This is a genomic window from Xanthomonas pisi DSM 18956 (genome assembly GCF_001010415.1).
Lineage (GTDB): Bacteria > Pseudomonadota > Gammaproteobacteria > Xanthomonadales > Xanthomonadaceae > Xanthomonas > Xanthomonas pisi.
In genome coordinates, this window is sequence record NZ_JPLE01000013.1 from 56,411 (window position 1) to 70,817 (window position 14,407).

At 58.8% G+C, this 14,407-nt stretch carries 16 protein-coding genes; 2 read left to right on the plus strand and 14 right to left on the minus strand.

Annotation, left to right across the window (positions count from 1 at the left end):
- Positions 1 to 468 precede the first annotated feature (468 nt).
- Together Y887_RS03130 and Y887_RS03135 are read left to right on the plus strand one after the other, a co-directional pair.
- A complete protein-coding gene (locus Y887_RS03130; protein ID WP_046962959.1) occupies positions 469 to 966 on the plus strand; it encodes a hypothetical protein in 498 nt (165 codons plus the stop codon).
- On the plus strand, positions 963 to 3,062 hold the full coding sequence (locus Y887_RS03135) for a methyl-accepting chemotaxis protein (RefSeq protein ID WP_046962960.1): 2,100 nt from the start codon (positions 963 to 965) through the stop codon (positions 3,060 to 3,062). Before Y887_RS03130 ends, Y887_RS03135 begins: the two co-directional genes overlap by 4 nt.
- A gap of 208 nt (positions 3,063 to 3,270) precedes the next feature.
- Here the strand turns inward: Y887_RS03135 and Y887_RS03140 are convergent, their stop codons facing one another.
- From Y887_RS03140 to Y887_RS03215, 14 genes are all read right to left on the minus strand, one after another.
- The gene (locus Y887_RS03140) at positions 3,271 to 3,648 is read right to left on the minus strand and encodes a YfeK family protein (RefSeq protein WP_245879402.1); all 378 of its coding nucleotides are present in this window, start codon (positions 3,646 to 3,648) and stop codon (positions 3,271 to 3,273) included.
- A 189-nt stretch (positions 3,649 to 3,837) separates the two neighbouring features.
- Positions 3,838 to 4,092, minus strand: a complete 255-nt coding sequence (locus Y887_RS03145) for a hypothetical protein (RefSeq protein WP_245879401.1) — start codon at positions 4,090 to 4,092, stop codon at positions 3,838 to 3,840.
- A gap of 209 nt (positions 4,093 to 4,301) precedes the next feature.
- Positions 4,302 to 5,105, minus strand: coding sequence for a hypothetical protein (locus Y887_RS03150; RefSeq protein WP_046962962.1), 804 nt, complete (start codon positions 5,103 to 5,105; stop codon positions 4,302 to 4,304).
- 142 nt (positions 5,106 to 5,247) lie between these two features.
- Positions 5,248 to 5,679: an RDD family protein gene (locus tag Y887_RS03155; protein WP_211256970.1), complete on the minus strand. Its 432-nt coding sequence runs from the start codon at positions 5,677 to 5,679 to the stop codon at positions 5,248 to 5,250.
- A gap of 115 nt (positions 5,680 to 5,794) precedes the next feature.
- The gene (locus Y887_RS03160; protein WP_046962963.1) at positions 5,795 to 6,160 is read right to left on the minus strand and encodes a hypothetical protein; all 366 of its coding nucleotides are present in this window, start codon (positions 6,158 to 6,160) and stop codon (positions 5,795 to 5,797) included.
- A gap of 89 nt (positions 6,161 to 6,249) precedes the next feature.
- Entirely contained in the window at positions 6,250 to 6,465 is a 216-nt protein-coding gene (locus Y887_RS03165) for a DUF4287 domain-containing protein (RefSeq protein ID WP_046962964.1), read from the minus strand.
- Positions 6,466 to 7,015: 550 nt separating this feature from the next.
- On the minus strand, positions 7,016 to 7,525 hold the full coding sequence (locus Y887_RS18225) for a hypothetical protein (RefSeq protein WP_104611792.1): 510 nt from the start codon (positions 7,523 to 7,525) through the stop codon (positions 7,016 to 7,018).
- 64 nt (positions 7,526 to 7,589) lie between these two features.
- Positions 7,590 to 7,880 carry a hypothetical protein gene (locus Y887_RS03175; RefSeq protein WP_245879400.1) on the minus strand — a complete coding sequence of 97 codons (291 nt, stop codon included), beginning with the start codon at positions 7,878 to 7,880 and terminating at the stop codon, positions 7,590 to 7,592.
- 1,147 nt (positions 7,881 to 9,027) lie between these two features.
- Positions 9,028 to 9,564 carry a hypothetical protein gene (locus Y887_RS03190; RefSeq protein ID WP_104611791.1) on the minus strand — a complete coding sequence of 179 codons (537 nt, stop codon included), beginning with the start codon at positions 9,562 to 9,564 and terminating at the stop codon, positions 9,028 to 9,030.
- A gap of 367 nt (positions 9,565 to 9,931) precedes the next feature.
- Positions 9,932 to 10,096 carry a hypothetical protein gene (locus Y887_RS20635; protein WP_162199147.1) on the minus strand — a complete coding sequence of 55 codons (165 nt, stop codon included), beginning with the start codon at positions 10,094 to 10,096 and terminating at the stop codon, positions 9,932 to 9,934.
- A gap of 153 nt (positions 10,097 to 10,249) precedes the next feature.
- A complete protein-coding gene (locus tag Y887_RS03200) occupies positions 10,250 to 10,621 on the minus strand; it encodes an ankyrin repeat domain-containing protein (protein WP_046962968.1) in 372 nt (123 codons plus the stop codon).
- Positions 10,622 to 10,940: 319 nt separating this feature from the next.
- Entirely contained in the window at positions 10,941 to 11,381 is a 441-nt protein-coding gene (locus Y887_RS20060; RefSeq protein ID WP_104611790.1) for a hypothetical protein, read from the minus strand.
- 1,442 nt (positions 11,382 to 12,823) lie between these two features.
- Positions 12,824 to 13,237, minus strand: a complete 414-nt coding sequence (locus Y887_RS03210) for an ankyrin repeat domain-containing protein (protein WP_046962970.1) — start codon at positions 13,235 to 13,237, stop codon at positions 12,824 to 12,826.
- Between the two features lie 620 nt (positions 13,238 to 13,857).
- Positions 13,858 to 14,226: a hypothetical protein gene (locus Y887_RS03215; protein ID WP_084725913.1), complete on the minus strand. Its 369-nt coding sequence runs from the start codon at positions 14,224 to 14,226 to the stop codon at positions 13,858 to 13,860.
- Between the last annotated feature and the right edge of the window lie 181 nt (positions 14,227 to 14,407).

Here is a 14,407-nt window from a genome sequence, read left to right on the forward strand (position 1 = left end):
CCGTTGCGCTGACGGCCAGACGGCGCAGCGGGATGGCTGCCGCTGGTCTCTGCCAAGCGCGGTGACTGCCGGCTGCCGCAAAGCGTCAAGTGGCCGGCTGGGATGCGCACCGTGCTGCCAGCGCTCAGCTGCGGTGGCGCATGGCAGGGCCAAGGGCCGACTCATGGTGGCACCTGCGGCCGCAACGGCGCATCAGGGATGACCGGCGCAGGACGACGACGCTCCCGCATGCAGCAGTGTTTCATACGGAGGCGGTCAGCCGCGATTGTGTGAACGCGTACTCACAAAATCCCGCGTCAGCTAAACGCCTGATGGCCTCGATAGCGCTCCGCAGAGCGGCAAACCCTTGCAGCGCAATGGCCACGCTTCCGGCTATCGCAACCATCGCAAACTTCAATCGCAAGCTGGCTCAAGCGCAAACCGCCGCGTCCGATAAGGGCTCACCTTATCTCGCCGAGCCAATCCTCCATGCCCATCTTCGGCAGCCTGTCCTCCGCGTCGCGACGCACCCTGGGCGCTGCCCTGCTCGCGCTGTGGTGCGGCTGGATCGCCGTGGCCTGGACAACCCCGCGCGCGCAGGCCGGTGATCTGGGCAGCGCCTGGGCGCAGGTCCAGGCGAGCCTGCCGGCCGCGCAGCCGGCACCGATGTTGATCGGCGTGGTGGGCGCCTGCGCCTGTACCGATCTCGCGTCCGATCGCGCCTGGGCGGTGCTCAGCGCGGCGGTGCGCGCCCGCGGCGGCCAGGTGCGGCTGCTCGACAGCCCGGCCCTGCATGGCAGCGGTTACGCGGTGTGGCTGCTCGGTGCCGACGGTCAACCGCGCTATGCCGGTCCCGCGGACGGCGGCGCGGTCTGCGGGGCTGCCGGCGCGGCGGCATGGTCGCGCTGGCTGCCTGACGTATTACGCCGCGCGACAAGTACTGCGGTGGCCTCCCCTTGTCCGTGTGCCGTGGAGTCGTTGTCATGATCGAACTGTCCGCCTTGGCGCCGCCGACCTCCAACTACGCCACGCGTCTGGCCATCAAGGCCGACCGGTTGTTCCTGTGGCTGGCGGTGCTGCAGAGCGCAGGCTCGCTGGCATTGGCCTGGAGCCAGGGCCAATGGACCACGTTTCTGGCGGTCACGCTGCCCAGCCTGATGCTGATGGCCTGGCAAGTGCATGCAAACCCCGGCACGCGCCTGACGCGCATCACCAATGCGCTGGTGCTGATGGCCCTGGTCGCTGCCACCATCCAGCAGGCACATGGCCTGGTGGAAATGCACTTCGGCGTCTTCGTGATCCTGGCGTTGTTGCTGTATTACCGCGACTGGCTACCGGTGGTGGTCGCCGCTGGCGCCATCGCCGTGCACCATCTTGCGTTCTCTTGGCTGCAATCGCGCGGGATGCCGGTGCAGGCCTTCACTACCGGTAGCGGCTTCGGCATCGTGCTGTTGCATGCCGGCTACGTGATCGTGGAAACCGTCTTCGTCTGCGTGATGGCCATTCAACTGCGGCGTCAGGTCGATGCGTTGGATCACGAAGCCGAGGCATTGGCGGAACTGGCCGACACCCTGGCCACCGGCGCGACCTTGCCGCCGGCCACCATGCAGCAGCGCTTCCGCAGCGGATCGCTGGCGCAAGCGCTGGTGCGGATGAGCGTGCAGGTGGAAGAACGCATCGCCCAGCAACAACGCCTATTGCTGGAAAACCGCCGCATCCGCCTGGCACTGGATGCCTCGGCGATGGCCGTGGCCATCGTCGACGGGCAGGGCACCGCCATCTACCGCAACCAATCGTTCCAGCACCTGAGCACGCACGTCGACGCCGATGTGCTGGAGACCGCGCTGGCCGATGCGGTGCAGTTGGGGCATGCCACCGGCACCAGCAGGACGCGTGCACTGGCGGCACTGCAGCTGCAGGAAAACATCACGCCTGTGCACGACCACGACGGCAGCTCGCTGGGCGTGGTGGTGGAGTGGCAGGACCGCACCCAGGACCTGCTGCTGGAAGAGCAGCTGGCGACGGTCATCGCACAGGCAACGCGCGGCGAATTGGGAGCGCGCCTGCACGGGCATGCCAACGGCGGCACGCTCGGCCAGCTGGCCGACGGCGTCAACCGCTTTCTTGCCATTACCGACGATAGCCTGCAGGACATGCGCCAGATGCTGGCCGCGATGTCGCGCGGCGATCTGTCGCAACGCATCGATCGACAGTGCGAAGGCGTGTTCGAGCAGATGAAGCGCGATGCCAACGCCACCGCCGATGAGCTGGCGCGCATCATTGCGCAGATCCGCAGCTCGAGTACCGCCATCAACCAGGCCGCCGGCCACATCCTCACCCGCAACGACGCGCTGGAGCAGCAGGTGCAGCGCCAGTCGGCGACCCTGGCCCACACCGCTGCCCAGATGCAGACGGTGCTCGCCACCATGCAGCAACATACCGCGCAGGCAGCGGATGCGGACACGCTCACCGCCGCTGCATCGGAGGCTGCGCGCAGCGGCGGCGACACCATGCAGCAGGCGATGGGCACCATGCAGCAGATGGAGCACGCATCGCGCCGCATCCAGGACATCATCTCGGTGATCGATGGCCTTGCGTTCCAGACCAATATCCTGGCATTGAACGCCGCCGTCGAAGCCGCACGCGCCGGCGACGAAGGCCGTGGTTTTGCCGTGGTGGCCAGCGAAGTGCGCGCGCTGGCGCTACGCTCGTCCACCGCCGCCAGCCAGATCAAGACGCTGATCGGCGAGTCGGTCACGCACATGCAGGCAGGCGTGCAGCAGGTGCGCCATGCCGGCGACGGCATGCAGCACATCGTGGCCACCATCGGACAGGTCAGCAGCACGCTCAGCCAGATCGCCGTCGCCTCGCAACAGGAGTCCGGCAGCATCGCGCAGGTGCATCACACCCTCACCGAGGTGGATACCGACATGCGCGACGGCCTCACGCGCATGCAGGGCGCCAGCGCTGCCGCACGCGCGATGGGCGATCATGCCGCGCAGCTGGAAGATGCGGTGAGTACGTTCGTGGCGGATGAACGCGATGCCAGCGCTGACGCGGTGCAGAGGCTGCGCGTTGCCTGACCAAGCTTGGCGCATCTTCGGCGCGTGATCGCGCCACAGCCAATCCTGCCGGATCGTGGGAGCTGGCACCGGAGATTCAAAGCCGATGGTGCAACCACTGCCTTTGGGCGGCCGGCTCGCGGAAACGGACCAGTGGCAATGGTCGGTGCTGTCAGACCCTGCCGCAACGCGGATGTGCCAGCGCAGGCATGGTGCCGACGTTGGCCGATTACCTGCGCAGCTCTCGTAGCTTGCCAATGAACCAGGACTGGCTCGACACCGGCGCCGCGGTGCCGCAACGCACCTGATACGGCTTGCCCGACATGCTGCTCTTGGTGGCGGCAAGCTCGATGAACGACTCGGTGGAGGTCACCAGCCCCTTCTTCTGCAGGTACTCGTACTTGCGCTGCAAGTGTTCGCTGGCTTTGGGCGCCGCGTACCAGGACCCGTTGCGAGAGAACTCGCAGTTGGATTGCGCAAGGACCTTGAAAAGCTGACCGACCTCACGCGTGGTGGCCGGCGAAACCCCTTGGGCAGATGCAGAGGCATGTGCACCGAGCATGAGGACAGCGAGCATGGGTAGGGCAAGAAAAGCGTTAGCGTTCATCGACCGGATGGTAACGCATGACATCACCCTTCCCGCTAGCTTCCGGATCGCTTGCCGCGATAGCCGCGATAGCTGGGCAAGCGTAATCCGTGAGGCACTTCACCGCGGCCATCAGGCAGTATCGACATCGGCCCCGGCGACAACCCACGGTAGGCGGCGCGGCATGACGCATATCGCGCCATGCAGGCGTCAGATGGCACCACGCCGACGCGCCCAGGCAATGCCGAACACGGAGCCAAGCGACAGCCCCAGGCCGAGGCCCTGAGGCAGGTTGCCCATTGCGGCCCCGAGGGCCGCCCCCAGGCCTGCACCGATGACAATGCTGGTGCCGACCAACCTGGAATAGAGCTTGGTATCTGCTGGCTTCAACATGAGCATTTCTTCGTTGATGGTTGAACCGAGCCACCTGGCGATTGCGTTGCGCAGCCGGGAACTGACGCGCACTACGCGTACTGATCTTAATGTCTTAGGCGCGCGTTGCAACTCCGGAGCCCCGCGCTGCGTAGCGGAAGCGTGACATCACGCCAACAAACAAGGCTGATTTTCTGCCCTTGAGACGTCAATGCATGCGCTGCTCAAACGCCTTCGGACTCGTTATCAAAGCATTGCGTTGCGACCTGGGACAGATCAGCGGCAACGCAACGATGGAGTCATCAGGAAGGATGCTCAACATCCGCCGGCGCGTATCGCAACAGCGTCGAACCCTCGAAGTAATTGCCGTAGTACTCGCTCGCCCTCAACCCCGGGTTCGCCTCAAAATCGATGTAAGGCTTGGAACAATGCGGGCAGCGAAAGGGATTGAGGTAGGCGTAGCTGGTCCCGTCCGGTGCCAACGGCAGTGCGTCTTCCAACGCAGCAAGCGCTTCGGCATCCGGCTCGGACAGCGCTGCGGGGCTGCCAGGCAGATGGCTATCGACAGTGATGGTGTACTTGCCGGACCCCGAGTAGAAGTATCCCGCGTTGCTAAAACCCGCGTGATAGGAGCGGATCAGGAATGAGCGCTTGCAGTGGTCGCATTCACAGGAAAGCACCACATTGCCAGGGGTGACGATTCCATTGAAGTGCAGCCCCCTGGCAAACAGCCCCTTGCCTGCAAGTGCGCAACTGCCGACGCCGGCGCCCGGCAGGAAGAACGGCTGAAACCTGATCCCAGCTGCTTGGCCATTCGCAAACGCATCCGGCTCCAGCTGCTCGGTCTGTGAAATGACGCAGTCTGCCTGGCACCCGAGATTGGGATGCACACGAACGGAGAAGTGGAACCACCCTGTCGCAGCACCGAGCTCATGCCGATGCACCTCTCCCGCCGAGTCGGCAAACTCCAGGGCGCTATTGGCCTTCAACCATGCGGAAGGCGTGATCTCGCAGGGCACATCGCCCTGTGTAACACGGCACAACTCTCGCCCATCGGCGCGAACGATCAGTAACGGAGCGGCTTTCTTCTTGAAGATGGAGAACATGCTTTCCTAGGCGATCATGCTGGAGCGACAGAGTGGAGCGCTGGGCGTGAGCGTGGCAGAGCAGGACCGCTTGCAGTGTCCAGCGCGTCGGCCGACGTGGTGCCGGAGAGCGACGGCGGTGTGAGGTGCCAATGTGCAAGGCTTACCTGCGTGGCGCTGCCGTTGCTTTGGTGATCACAACGGTACCGGCGATGTGGTCGTGCCAGCCCTGCTTTTTCGGATCCAAGCCAACCCAAAGATAGCCGATGAAAAGGCCGATCATGCTGAGGAAGTACGCCAGGTAGCGCAGCACCGCCTTACCTACACTGATTCTTTGCCCGGTACTGGCATCAACGACGACCGCGCCAATCGCCATCTTCCCTGGCGTCTGGCCCGTTGCGACCCATAACCAGATGCACAGGACCGCCGGGAGTATCCAGCTGATCGCCAGGTCTGCCGGCCCGTGGATGAATTTGTCACTCATCCAGTACGACCGTCCATAGACGAGTGTGAGCAGCGGAAAGGTGATCACGCACAGGATGAGGGTGTCGATGAGCGATGCGCCCAGACGAGGCCAGAATCCAACGTAATCCATACCCGCGCGCTCCATACTGTTCCTTGTTCCAACGCTGATGTCTGCACCAGACATGGGAGCGGTTTCGCTCACGCCTTGCCCAGGCAGGTGCGCGCCAACGTACATCATCGCGCGATCAGAATACAAATTCCGACAAGGAGAAACCTGCGATGGCCGTTGCCTGCAACAGCATTCCTGGGAGGATCCCTTTTCCGATGGAGCCCGATCGTAAAGACTGAAGGTTCTGCACAAACAAGGTTGCACAGCCAAAGATGACTCCGGAGGAGATCGCGGTTCTTGCTGTGGATGGACCAGACCCGCTGCTTAGAAAGAGGATGATGCCAACCGTGATCAACAACGCGCCGAGTCGATGCTCAACGATGTAGCCAGAGCTTGCTTGGCGCACTGCCCACTTCTTCAACAAGATATCCGGTTTTGCGATCCAGGTAATTCCGATAAGCGTCGACAGGATGGATGAAATCAATGCGGTTATCTCAAACACGTGTGCGAGTTTCCGATTGTGCGAACAGCGCCGTTGTGCCTCATGCATGGGTTGAGCGCTTAGCGAAAGGACCTGGCTTGAATGAATGCTCAGCTTGCCCTCTGCGCCCGGTGATATGCCACCAGCGCGTTGGCATGACCATGGCCGATCTGGTGCTCCTGCTTGAGATGCGCCACCTGTTCAATGTGCTTCATGTGCTGCAAGGCGTCCAGCACCTTGAACCAGTGTGCCACCGGCTTCCCGTAGGTCTTCTCGATTGAAGGGAAGTAGGAAGCCGGACCCTTGGTCTTCTCATCACCTGTCATACCGCAAGTCTCCACTGATGAACATGGGTTGCCTAACCAACACCGTGAGCCGGTCCGCGAAGCGACCCCGGCTTGGACGAATTGCTGAGCCCCGCCGGTGAGCTCCACCGACTGAGCCAGTAGCCAGCCATCAAGACCGTAGTTTGATTCCCACTTGAATGGGGTGTCAGGCCTTTACCCACATCGGTTCGCCAGGTCGTGCCTGGCCTGCGGTGAGCAGGTGTCTGTGCAATGAGCAGTAGACCTCGTTGTACCACCCATAGTGCGGATCGTTACAGATGGCAGTTGCGACACCCGATGGCAGCTCAGCTTTCTGGACGCTAAGACTGGAGTGAAGATGGGCAATGACCGAGCCGGGCTCTGGCCAGTCGCATGACACGGGCTCACGCTCAACCTTGTTTCCGCGAGCGATCTCCTGCGCCACGACTGCCGCTAGCTCGGGGCAAAGCGGCGTTCTTTGCTGGATCATTTCCTGCTCTGCTCCAAAGAGGCGAATGCCTGAATCAAGTCGGCCGGCCAAGCGGGCTTGGCTTGAATAGATTCTTAGGGCTCATTGACAACCCTCGATGTATTGAATGGACTTTGCAGTGCCTGCATAAAAACTTGTAACCCATGCGCCATCGGTCTCGAAGCGAATGCCATAACGACCGTCATCCGATTGCACCGTCAAGTAGTGTCCTTCCTGGCCAGTGTACGCGTGAGGCTGCTGAATAAGCCTGGTGCCGTATAGCTGTTTTAGTTTCGCTTCGGACGTTCCAACCTCAGCGCCTGACATGGTCGGCACTCCGCCCTCAGATACATCAATGCGTGCCAAGCGACCGTCGATCATCATTAATCCTACGCCTTGAGGCAGGTCGCGACCAGATGCGTAGAAGCATCCTTCCTCTTCTACTTCCGCGGCGACGTGCGTTAACGGTGCCCCAAGCGCCCTAACAAGCGTTCGCTCACTCATGCCGATGCGAGCTTTGCCAATGGAGGTGAACGCCACCCGCTGGGGCTCAGTGGCCAGCACTGGTCCCACGGCACTCAGCAAAGCTGCAAGTGTCATGGCCTTGAACATGAGTTCTACCACCTGAGTTAAGCCACCGCGAGGCCGCATCCGCCTGAAGGAAGTGCTATGCGGACTAGCGAGCAACGGCACGTCGCCACTCCAGCAGTTTTTCGGCCGCAAGGTCGGCACGACTCTCTGTATCAGTAAGCCCCATTTGTCGGTCCGCAATCTGTACAAGGTGTTTGGCGATTAAGGAGGTATCGGCACCCTGCCACAACAGGGTACAGACGTCATCGACGTAGCCGTTGTACTCATCACGCGCTTTGGGGGTGCCTGCCACCCCAATGGGGTCCCAGATGTAGTGCAGCACCTCACTGACAGCCTGGTGCAACGCTTCTTCTTCTCGTCCAAGTTGATCTGTCATAGTCGCCTGAAGCGTGAACTAAGCCGAGCAGCGGAGCAGCTTTGGCTTGAATGAAGTGTTAGACCACATGCTGGTACCTCGCAGCTGCGGTCCCAATGATTGCTGCCAGAACAAGCATGACAATCCATCCGGATCTTTGATGAAATGGCACTGGATTGCAGCCAATCTGCGCTTCTGCAGCCGACGTGTTCACTATCCAGCCGTGGGAGCAAACCGGACAAATGAGCTGGTACTGCTTGGAGATAACCCATCCGAAAAGATGATAGAAGTGTCCGTACTTGTACCTGAGACGCAGCGTAAAGTTCTGATTCTGCTCGCACCTCTGGCAGTGCTCATGCTCTACCAGGTCGAAGGTCAGCACTCGCTCGCCCCATCCCCAAAGAATCATGTGTCTCCCTCAAATTTTTCTGACGTCTAGAATTGAATTACGTCGAGCCGCGAAGCGCGTTCGAATAAATAGCTAACCAGGCTCCGCCAACCACCAGAGCGCCAACCCCACAACGACAGCACCTGACCAAAACAGTATACCGATCACAGCGGCGGTGTCCGAAGTCAGTTGGCGGGGATGCCCGACACCCTGAGCTCGTAGCCGCTTCTTACCCCGCCTGGGAGGTGAGAGCGGTTCAACCTCGTAGTAACCGAAGGAAAGCGCGGGGATAAGGAGCCATCCGGTAGCGTAGCCGAAAGTGTAAAAAATGACCTCGAACAAAAATCGAAAAAACATCTCTGCCGCAAATTCGAGAGGCATACGTTTGGCTGATACCTGAGTTAAGCTGCGCCGCGAAGCGGCGTTGCCTGAGCGAATAATTGTGCGACCGTGCAGAAGGCTGTTAATGCATGGCCTTTGATCCACTGCGCGACCATCGTTAAAGCAAGCATGCCACAAACGAAGTGATCTGGCATGCCAATGGTCGCTGACTGTATGGCTGACGAAGCGAAGAACAATAAAGGTTCTTGACCAAACCTCGCATGCGAAGCGGCAAGCAGGCCATCACAGCCGAGTCAAAGTTCGCGCAGAACAGTCGACCATTGAAGTGCCAAAGATATCAAGGCCAGCAATCACCAAAGACGTCAAGCACCATCGTCTAAAACTGCACTGGTCCAAAGGATGAAGCGGCTTGGGCCTGGCTGATGGTTCGCCATCCTGCTACTCAGTTGTGAACCTGATCTTTGCACCATCAATCAAAGGTTTGAACGGCTCGGTCTGTGAGAGTTTAAGGTCGGCCCAGAAGGTTGCCTCGCGCGCTGAGGCGGGCACGATAGCAAACGGCACATGTACGACAAATTCGAACTGCTTCGGGTCGGTGGCAAGGATAAAACGCTGCAATTCCCGAAGCTGCCGGCATCCCTCCGGCGTCAAACGTAAAGGATGCGTCAGTACCGGGACATCCGGACTGAACAGGCCGCCGGGGTGCGCGGAGCGCGAGACTGTGACTGCAGTCAGACCCATAGCAGCAGTTTTATTGGTGCCGGAAGCCTTCAGTTGAAGCTCGAGGCGCGTCGCGGGAACGTTGAGCTCAAAGCCGACCGGTAAGGAAATGCGTACCAACACTTGCGCCGGGTCTAGTTGGGCTAGCGAACGCGGGCCCATCGACGAGAGACTGAGCGCCGTGGTCAGCGGAATGGACGTGCATCCCGCCAGGGCAATGATCGACGCAAGGCAAAGACCGACAAATGTACGCATAACGTTCCAGCTTGCTATGGCAGGTCTGATCGACACGTCACTGGGAAAGCAAGCCGGATCGGTCAAGTCGACGGGACTGATGCATTCTGGTATTCGTCGTTTCATGCGCGTTTGCGGCTGCTGTCCAGGCTGCAGATACGCCATCATCATGACAGGCAACGAATGCTTGCGTTTCAGTCACATGTCCTGCAGTGCAAACAGCGTCAGTCCCCGTTCGTCACCAGGTCGCGATAGCACGCCTTGAGGTAGCAGACTGATGCTTGATCATCCGAACCGGGTGTTCCGCCTTCGCATGCAGGCTGGCCTGCGCGTCTTCCCGGCATGCGGCCCCACTTCACTCCGCGCGTATGCGTGAGCTGCTTCACCTTCAAGGGCTTGTCCGCGTCCGATAGCAGAGCGTGCGCTTGCTCGTCGTTTCCTTGCGCTTGCCCAGCCCCTTGTAGCCGCTATCCACGCTCACCATGTCTTCCTCGCCATGCAGCAGCGTGTGTGCCTGCGTGATTCCAGTCGCGTTAGCAGCCGTGTAGTCCACCTAATGCACCAAGCCTGACGCATGGTCCATGCAAAGGCAGGCGTTCATCCCGAAACGGCTGCAACGTCTCATCTGATGGTTATCTAGATCCGGGAAGGTACGCTTGAGCACACAGGCAAAACTCAACTTCCGGAGGATTGACTCGGCAGCTGATCACCGGGCTTGGAGTCGCATAAGTTCATTCGCTAGCAAAGTCATATGCTGGGCGTGAGCCGAACCATCAAAGACTTCTGGTGCTTCAAGTGCGGGAGGATCGGCTCCTGCCGCAAGCAAGTACTCGACGATAAGCGAATGCCCAAAGTCACTCGCAACTCGAAGCGGGGTGAAGCTGAACTCGCCTTGCTGATGTAAATCGATGCCGCTTTCGACGAGAAGCTTGGCGGCTTCAATGTCTCCCCAAACACAGATACAGTGAAGCGCGTTGTCCCCAAGCGCATTAACGTCGTTGATTGAGTGGAACGGCACATAGCCGAAGTCGACAGTGCTTTGAACCCTGTCCAGAAGTTCCCTGACCTGTGTCTTCATGGCATAACTCGCCTGAGGCCTGACGAAGCATTGTATGGCATCGAGTCGCTCGTGATGGATCTGCCGGCAGCGTCGAGACAGCCGGTCCGAAACAGGACATCGCTGGCTATGAAGAATTCAGTCATTCGTTTTCTTATCCGGCGCCTAACATCTGAATCAAATGGACGCGCGACGCGCGGTTTGGCCTGAATGAACTGCTGGCCTCACGTGTAGCGCTGTAGTGAGAGATGAAGATCCCGGACGGTTGACCAAGTCCCGGTCTCTAGAGTGCCCGCGGATGTTACTAAAAAACCCTGGAAGCGAGCGAACTCTCAGCTATCTATTCGTGGCTGGCGAGAAGATACGTTTCGGGAAAGCGCTGTTTAAATTTCGGTAGCGCGGTGTAGTCGATCAGGCCAATGGCCTGCTGTCGCGATCCCGCTGTTTGACGCCTAAGTATCTGGGCAAATGCCTTGTCTCCCCAATGCTCCAAGAGTGACCGCACGGAGCAGGCGTGAGCCTCAGCTCCTGCACCCATAATGGTTGAGCGATCCAGATAACCAAGAAATATCGCAAGTCCATTTTTTGTCTGGAATGCAGCCGTGATCCCCTGACGGTAGTCATAATGATCAAATGTCTTGGCTTGCGGACACAGGTCTGAGCAAGCATCCGCCTCGCCAGCGATGATCTCCTGAGTCCATGCACGGCAGGAACTGCCAGATGAGGCAGGCCAAGCGATGGCGGGAGATAAGGCCAGAACGACGGCGATGATGACTTTCATGTTAACTAACACCTGAATTAAGCGAACCTGGGAAGCGCGTTTGGCTTGAATGACTCGTTGGTGGCTCAGCTAAACAAGATGGATCTCGTCTTCTGATAGCTTGTAGAAGCCCCATGGAAGCGCCAAGTAGTGCGTCCTAAAGTAGCTGACATGCAGGTCCCGTGGGACAGCATAAGATGCCACAACCAGAAACGGAAGACGGACCTCCGAATGCACCATTATTTCCCCGCTTGGTACAGGGCCATGGAGATCGAAGCCGGAAATCCTATGTGTGAAAACATAGGCACGCATCTGCTGCTCGATATGCGGCCGAGCGACGTTGGCCGAAATGTATCCGCTAGCGGTCACCAACAGGAGCAATACGATAACCATCAAGCTGTTTTTCTTAAGGCGCGACATCCTGTCTCCTGAGTGCTGGCGTCCGAATAAAGTCGCGACACGAAGCGGCATCGAATTGAATGAATTGTTAGAGCCCGGCAGGCCAGGGCTTCAGCTCCGGGAACACTGTGGAAAACACGCCTGCCCACCGTCCACCCGCCCGTATCCGTTGGAGTCAAACTGAACGACGGGATGGCCGAGTGTAGCTAAGTCTGTGCCGTAGTGGAGGGCGCAGCCAACGTGAAGGGAAGTAGATGTTTGGGCCAAGCCCATCTCGGATCCTGTGGGTCTGACTGCCTGACGAGGCGGTAGAGGCTCAGCGCAGTGTCGCTTTGGTCCGTGACGTGCCCAGACCCCCAAACCAAGTAGCCAATAGTCTGGTCCAAAGCCGCCGTTGCCACCGCCGGCACAGAGTTCGACGAGCTCACTTGGCAAAGGGTAACCAACTGTCGTCTCAACCTCAGCGATCTCTGGTTGTGCTGGTGCGGGATGCTTCACGTGAGCGATGACGCCGAATCAAGCCGACCCACGAGGCAGGTTCTGCTTGAATGAATTGTTGGGGCCGCCAGCCATGGGGCTGGAGCCTTCAACCTTAGACTCTAGCGGAACCCGATGGCGGCAGGCCCGTTCTCGCGACGGATAGCGCCAATGTACTAGGGCGGAAAGTATGGCGTCGTTGTAGCCAATCGGTTGGCCGCGACTGCGGCCGACAGGGTGCCACTCTGCCGAGACAATGACCGGGGACTGCACATGCCCTGTAGGCCCAATGACAAAAGCTACTTGGGCTTTGCCAGGAAACTCATTGTGTAGCCGGGGTGGTAGCCTTGGTGCAACTGTAGCTGTAGGGATAAGCCCGGAAGAGCACCGCGGGGGCGGCGCAGCTGGAGTGCATGCGCCAAGCGCGATGCCGAGAGAAAAAATGACAATGTTATATATTATTCTCATAATGTTTCTAACGGGCGAATCAACTCAGTCCGCAGCTGGCCTAGGTAAAATCGTCGGATTCTTCTGCCATGCTTTTTTTTGGGAGTGAAATGCGTGAGGCTTGAATGATGTATCAGTGATCATCTTCCGCCGTGCTGTAGGAGTAACTGCAAGATCTCCGTGAAGCCTCTTGCGCGCGCTATGCCGACGGGGGTTATTGCTTCACCTTCAACGACATTGGGGTCTGCACCAGCCTCCAGCATTAGCTTGACTATCTCTATACTTTTATCTCTGACGGCCAAGGAGAGTGGCGAACTGAACTCGCCGGGGTAGGTAAGGCATTCAAGCGTCTTGTCATAACCGCTGCCATTGGCATCTGCGCCTCCATCCAGCAGTAACTTGACGCCGTTCCAGTCCCCAAACGCAGTCGCACGGTTGAGGAAGTGATACTCGTACGCTTCCTTGCATTGACCTTCTGCGAAAAGATCGTTGGCAGGTGCGGCATAACTCAAAACGCACAGTGTCGGTACTATGAGGAATGGTGTTATCTTCATTATTCCTGAGGCCTGAGTTGAGTCGATCCGCTAAATGGGTTTGCCTTGGATGAAGTGTTAGTGAAAAATACTATCGAACGTATTCAATAGTGCACATGTATCCGCCGACCTCGGACTCCAGGTTGCTTGATGTGTAAATACTGTATATCCCGCTAGAGGGGAAGATGGGTACCTCGTTGCCGGTAGACCATTCTGTGGTCATGGATGAGGCGGGAATAATGACTTGCTTCTTATTTTGAAAAATCTCGGGATTCATCAAATTCTTTGCATTGTCTGGAGGTCTCGCCACGACCAACAAGTGCCAGGTGCTATCGGAGTGCCGCCTGACTCCAAGCTCTCGACCATGATCTGGCCCCAAGATGAGTGTCAGCATTCCGGATGAATGTAGTTTGCTAGGCGAACAAGCGAGTTGTCGTGAATCCTTGAGCCAGACTGTCTCGTCTTCAGCGAAGCTAGGCATCGCCATGACGAAAAGCAAAAACGCTAAGATCTTTCTCATGGGTCCTGATGCCTGAATCGAGCCGCTCCGCGGTGGAGCGGCTACTGGTCAAGATATTGCAGATTGGTCCAAATTCCGAATTAAGCCGACCCGCGAAGCGGGTCCGGCTCTGGTTGAGCTGTTAGTTCTCACTGTACTCGCCCTCGACGCGCAGTGCCTCGCGTAGCGCGATCGCCGTGGCCGACTTGTAGTCAACAGGGCTGGAGTCAAGTGGATGGTGATCGGCAGCCAGGAACGTAATGCGGGTGTTGACGAAACTAAGGTGATCATATGGCCCGCCTTGGGAGAACAGCTCGGCCACGGCACTCAATGCAGCATCAGCGCATTCTTGCGGAACCGAGCCTGATTCAACTGCCCAGACGATCTCGATCTCTGAATTCGCGATTGGCTCAAAGTGGATATGCACTATTGCAAATCGCCCGCGGTTGCTGTTTTGACCGATTAGCCGCCCGGTTTGCGTAGTGCGATTTCTGATGCGGACGGTTCGCATACTCGGGTGAAGTCTAACGCCTCAACTGATTGACGTCGGTAAGCGGCGTCGGCTTGAGTGAATTGTTAGGCTGCTGCCCAACCGGCCTGATTGCTAAACGTTTCATAGCTGACTGACGTCTTGAAGAATTCGGGAGCTTGCCCTGTCTTCAGCTCGTACGCTTGTCAGCCTCCCGTAAAAT

Bases quoted from the DNA above. Each gene is read 5' to 3' on its own strand.
- Y887_RS03130 (WP_046962959.1), top strand. From the start codon at position 469: ATGCCCATCTTCGGCAGCCTGTCCTCCGCGTCGCGACGCACCCTGGGC.
- Y887_RS03135 (WP_046962960.1), top strand. From the start codon at position 963: ATGATCGAACTGTCCGCCTTGGCGCCGCCGACCTCCAACTACGCCACG.
- Y887_RS03140 (WP_245879402.1), bottom strand. From the start codon at position 3,648: ATGAACGCTAACGCTTTTCTTGCCCTACCCATGCTCGCTGTCCTCATG.
- Y887_RS03150 (WP_046962962.1), bottom strand. From the start codon at position 5,105: ATGTTCTCCATCTTCAAGAAGAAAGCCGCTCCGTTACTGATCGTTCGC.
- Y887_RS03155 (WP_211256970.1), bottom strand. From the start codon at position 5,679: ATGGATTACGTTGGATTCTGGCCTCGTCTGGGCGCATCGCTCATCGAC.
- Y887_RS03165 (WP_046962964.1), bottom strand. From the start codon at position 6,465: ATGACAGGTGATGAGAAGACCAAGGGTCCGGCTTCCTACTTCCCTTCA.
- Y887_RS18225 (WP_104611792.1), bottom strand. From the start codon at position 7,525: ATGTTCAAGGCCATGACACTTGCAGCTTTGCTGAGTGCCGTGGGACCA.
- Y887_RS03175 (WP_245879400.1), bottom strand. From the start codon at position 7,880: ATGACAGATCAACTTGGACGAGAAGAAGAAGCGTTGCACCAGGCTGTC.
- Y887_RS03190 (WP_104611791.1), bottom strand. From the start codon at position 9,564: ATGCGTACATTTGTCGGTCTTTGCCTTGCGTCGATCATTGCCCTGGCG.
- Y887_RS03200 (WP_046962968.1), bottom strand. From the start codon at position 10,621: ATGAAGACACAGGTCAGGGAACTTCTGGACAGGGTTCAAAGCACTGTC.
- Y887_RS20060 (WP_104611790.1), bottom strand. From the start codon at position 11,381: ATGAAAGTCATCATCGCCGTCGTTCTGGCCTTATCTCCCGCCATCGCT.
- Y887_RS03210 (WP_046962970.1), bottom strand. From the start codon at position 13,237: ATGAAGATAACACCATTCCTCATAGTACCGACACTGTGCGTTTTGAGT.
- Y887_RS03215 (WP_084725913.1), bottom strand. From the start codon at position 14,226: ATGCGAACCGTCCGCATCAGAAATCGCACTACGCAAACCGGGCGGCTA.